Genomic DNA, 4,613 nt, shown 5'->3' with positions numbered 1-4,613 from the left:
CGGGGGGCGGCGGCGCGGGCCGCGCCCTCGCCGGCGGTCTGGGCGGTGACGGCGACGGAGCTCATGCGTTCCCCCTGGTGATGCTCTTGCGCTTCGGCCTGCTCTTCGCGCCCGACGTCGAGATCTGGCGGGTGATCAGGAAGTTCACGACGCCGATCAGGACGATCAGGAGGAACAGCATCCAGGCCACCGCGGAGGCGCGGCCCAGGCTGTGCTGGTTGCCCCACGCGACGTCGTACAGGTACAGGACGGTGGTCATCCAGTTGCGGTCCGGCCCGCCGAGGCCGGTCGCGTCGAACATGCGCACCTCGTCGAAGATCTGCAGGCCACCGATGGTCGACGTGATGACCACGAAGATGATCGTGGCCCGGATCTGCGGCACGGTGATGGAGAAGAACTGGCGCACGCGGCCGGCGCCGTCGATCACGGCGGCCTCGTACAGCTCGCGCGGCACGGCCTGCATGGCCGCGAGGAAGATCAGCGCGTTGTAGCCGACCCACCGATAGTTCACGATGCTCGCGATGGCGACGTGGCTGGCGAGCCGGTCGCCGTGCCAGGCGATCGGGTCCATGCCGATGACACCGAGCATCGAGTTGATCAGGCCGTACTGGTCGGCGAAGAGGCGGCCGAAGATCATCGACACGGCCACGGGGGCGACCACGTAGGGGATCAGCACGCCCATGCGCCAGAACGTCGCCGAGCGCAGGTTCTGGTCCAGCAGGGCCGCGATGGTGATCGCGATGATCACCTGGGGCACGGAGGACAGCACGAAGATCGACAGCGTGTTGCCGAGCGACTTCCAGAACGTGGGCTGGGCCAGCACGTCCGAGAAGTTCTGCAGGCCCACGAACTCGCCCTGGCCGCCCAGCAGGCTCCAGTCGTGCACCGACACGTAGGCGGTGTACGCGAGGGGGAACAGGCCGGTCACCGCGAAGAGGATGAAGAACGGCGAGATGTAGAGGTACGGGGAGAGCTTCACGTCCCAGCGGCCGAGCCGCTGGGAGAAGCCGAGTCTGCGCGACTCGCGCTCTGGTGCACCGGACCCCGGTGCTGGTCGTTGTGGTGTCAGGACTGCCATGTCATGTTCCGCCGCGTCATCGTCGGGTGAGGGTCACTGTCGGTGCTTCGCCGCGCCCGGATCGGAGGCGACGGCAAGCGGTGGTCGAGCTTGCCGAGAACACAGGTCTCGGCAAGCTCGACCACCGGGTCACATCAGCCCCGTGGGGCTCAGGTGCGGCTCAGGGCGTCAGCCGAGGGCCGCGGCCTTCTCGACGGCCTCGTTCCAGGACTCCTCGGCGTCCTGGGACTTGGTGATGTCGACGCGGTTCAGCGCGTTCGTGACCTCGTCACGGATGGCGAAGTAGTGCGCACCCTTGTACGGGGCACCCTCGATCGCCTGGGCGCGGGTGGAGAAGATCTGGCCCACCGGGGCGTCGTTGAAGAACTCGTTGGTGAAGCCCTGGACGGCCTCGGACTCCTGCGCCTCGATCTGCGACGGGAACGTGCCCGAGGTCTCGAACGCCTTGGTCTGCTGCTCCGGGGCGGTGAGCCACGCGGCGAGCTCCTTGGCCGCCTCGGTGTGCGCGCCGGAGGCCGGGACGGTCAGGAACGAACCGCCCCAGTTGCCGCCGCCACCGGGGAAGACGTCAGCGACGTCCCAGCCCTCGATGCCACCGGAGTTCTGCTCGATCGGACCGGTCATCCAGGCCGGGCACAGCATGGTGGCGAAGGCGTCGTTCTGGAAGCCGGCGACCCAGTCGTCGCCCCACTGCTCCAGGCCGGCCGACAGGTCGTCGTCCACGGAGCCGACGATCTCGTCGTAGATGGCCTTGACGTCGGCGTTGTCGCCGAGGTCCTTGGCCTCGCCCGTCTCCGGGTCCTCGAACGCGGCGGGCAGCTGGTTGATCATGCCCTGGAAGGTGCCCGCGGAGCTGTCGTACCAGGCGGCGTCCGACTCCTTGACGAAGTCGCGGCCCGCGGCGAAGTAGTCCTCCCACGTGGAGTCCTCGCCACCGAGCAGCTCGGCGACCTCCTCGCGGTCGGTCGGCAGGCCGGCCTCCTCGAACAGGTCGGCGCGGTAGCAGATGGCCTCGGGGCCGATGTCCGTGCCGTAGCCGATGATCTTGCCGTCGGCCGTGGTCGCCTGCTGGACCTTCCAGTCCACCCAGCGGCCGTCCAGCTCGGGGTCGGCCAGGTCGGTGAACAGGTCGGGGTACTGCGACAGCTCGGGGAGCCAGTCGACCTCGATGGCCTCGATGTCGGCCAGGCCCTCGCCGCCTGCGGCGAGCTTGGTGGTCATGTTGCTGCGCGCGTCGTCGGTCGTGGCGGCCTTGACGTGCTCCACGGTGACGTTCGGGTGCTCCTTGGTGTACTCGGCGAGCATCTCGTCCGTGTAGCCGAAGTCGTTGAACGTCGCGACCTTCAGCGTGATCGGGCCGTCCTCCTCGGCGGATCCTTCGTCGGATCCACCGCCGCACGCCGTGAGCGCGAGGGCGAAGACGGCGGCACCGGCGGTCGCCTGGAGAGTACGGGCGGCGACGCGCCTCGTGGGTCGGGTACTGCTCAGCACTGGGGACTCCCTTGTCGTGCGGTCTGGGTCCTACGGGATCTTGCGGGTCGCGGTCGTGTGCCGGACGGGCACGTCAGCGGACCGGGGTTGGGAGCGCTCCCACATCTGGGGTGTGGGAGCGCTACCACGCGAACTGATCGTCGCGGTCGCCGCCCCGCCCTGTCAAGGCGGGCAGCGGGCGAACCGTGGTCGGATCACTCCTTGATGCGGAATGCTCCGACCGTCTGCACGGCCTGGTTCCAGGCGATCTCGGGGCTGTTCGTCCCGGCGTCGACGGCGGCCAGCGCGTTGTTGACCTCGTCGCGGATCGCGAAGTAGTACCGGCCCTTGTGCGGTGCCCCGTCGATGGACTGGGCCCGCGCGGTGAAGATCTTGCCCACCGGGGCGTTGTTGAAGAACGGGTTGACGTAGCTCTGCACCGCGTCGGAGTCCTGCGCCTCCAGCTGCGACGGGAACGCACCCGCGGTCGTGAACGCCTCCGTCTGCTGCTCGGGCGCGGTGAGCCACGCGGCGAGCTCCTTGGCCTCGTCGGTGTGCAGGCCGGCCGAGGGCACGGTCAGGAACGAACCGCCCCAGTTACCGCCGCCACCAGGGAAGACGTTGGCCACGTCCCAGCCGGTCACGCCCTGCGAGTAGGACTCGATCGGGCCCATCATCCAGCCGGGGCAGAGCATCGTGGCGAACGCGTTCTCCTGGAACCCGGCCGTCCACTCGGGCGTCCACTGCTCCAGGCCGGCCGAGAGGCCGTCGCCGATGCCGCCGGTGATCTGGTCGTAGATCGCGCGGACCTCGTTGTTGATCGCCAGGTCGGTCGGCTTCTGCGTGGCCGGGTCCTCGAAGGCGGCGGGCAGCTGGTTGACCATGCCCTGGAACATGCCCGTGGTGCCGTCGAACCACGCGGCGTCGGACTGTGCCGTGAACTGGCGGCCCACCTCGAAGTAGCGCTCCCACGTCGCATCCTTGCCGCCGAGGAGCTCGGCGACGGAGTCGCGGTCGGACGGCAGGCCGGCCTCCTCGAACAGGTCGGCGCGGTAGCAGATGGCCTCGGGGCCGATGTCGGTCCCGTAGCCCAGCACCTTGCCGTCCGTGGTCGTGGCCTGGGCCACCTTCCAGTCGACCCAGCGCTTGTTGACCTCGGGGTCGCTCAGGTCCTCGAACAGCTCCGAGTGCTCCATCAGCTCCGGCAGCCAGTCGACCTCGGCGGCGACCACGTCGGCGAGGTCCGAGCCGTCGCCCGTGGTGAACGCCTTGAGCATCTGCAGGCGGGCCTCGTCCGAGGTGGGGGCCACGATGTGCTCCACCGTGACGTTCGGGTGCTCCTCGGTGTACCGCGCGAGCAGCTCGTCGGTGTACCCGAAGTCGTTGAACGTGGACACGGTGAGGGTGATCGGAGCGTCGTCGTCGCCGTCGGAGCCCGTGGACTCCCCGCCCAGGAGCGAGCCGCATGCGGTGAGGGGCAGGACGAGAACCGCGAGCGTGGCGGCGGCCGCGCGGCGGCGGGTGGCGACGGTCCGGCTTCGGACCGGTCCGTGTTTGGTGGGCACTGGTACTCCTCGTGGTCGGTGCGTGTCGACGTGTGAAAGCGATATCAGAGCACAAACTCGTCCACGTCCGACACGAATGTTCGCTCAGGTTCTAGCACCTCGACGCCCGAAAGCGAACGAGATGGAACGAACGTAAAGTACCAATTGCGAAACGATGTCTGAAATGCCGCGCTCGTGCGTCGAAGGGATAAGGACTCGTCAGGAACCGGCAGGTGCCGCGCGTTCGATGCGGTGACCTGCGCAGTCCTGGCAGGGGTTGCCCAGGGGGCGTCCGGTGCGGGACGGCTCAGGCCGTCCCGGTGCGGTTGCCGGCGAGCCAGTCGCGCCCCGCCTCGGCCTCGGTCTCGAGCGTGGTGCGGACGGCGCTGACCGCCGCTTCCTCGATCACGGTGCCGAACAGCGGGACCGTCGCCCGGACGTCGCCCGCGTACGTGAGCCGCGTGCCGCCGTCGGGCAGCGCCGTCAGGGCCGCGGTGGCCGTGACCCGGACGGGCGCGCCC

The 4,613-nt window shown here is 69.2% G+C and carries 4 protein-coding genes; all 4 read right to left on the bottom strand.

Translation table 11 applies throughout. The features are described from left to right. Positions 1 to 61: 61 nt before the first annotated feature. On the bottom strand, positions 62 to 1,078 hold the full coding sequence (locus PROKR_RS06375; protein ID WP_036960838.1) for a carbohydrate ABC transporter permease: 1,017 nt from the start codon (positions 1,076 to 1,078) through the stop codon (positions 62 to 64). A 168-nt stretch (positions 1,079 to 1,246) separates the two neighbouring features. Beyond that, entirely contained in the window at positions 1,247 to 2,569 is a 1,323-nt protein-coding gene (locus tag PROKR_RS06370; protein WP_036960835.1) for an ABC transporter substrate-binding protein, read from the bottom strand. A 194-nt stretch (positions 2,570 to 2,763) separates the two neighbouring features. Continuing rightward, positions 2,764 to 4,113, bottom strand: coding sequence for an ABC transporter substrate-binding protein (locus tag PROKR_RS06365; protein WP_036960834.1), 1,350 nt, complete (start codon positions 4,111 to 4,113; stop codon positions 2,764 to 2,766). Between the two features lie 286 nt (positions 4,114 to 4,399). After that, positions 4,400 to 4,613 (bottom strand): DUF2505 family protein (locus tag PROKR_RS06360; protein ID WP_036960831.1); only part of this gene is annotated, 214 nt, incomplete at its 5' end.

This window comes from Promicromonospora kroppenstedtii DSM 19349, from assembly GCF_000515355.1.
Lineage (GTDB): Bacteria > Actinomycetota > Actinomycetes > Actinomycetales > Cellulomonadaceae > Promicromonospora > Promicromonospora kroppenstedtii.
The sequence above is the reverse complement of the archived record's forward strand: the minus strand, read 5'-3'. Positions and strand labels throughout refer to the sequence as shown.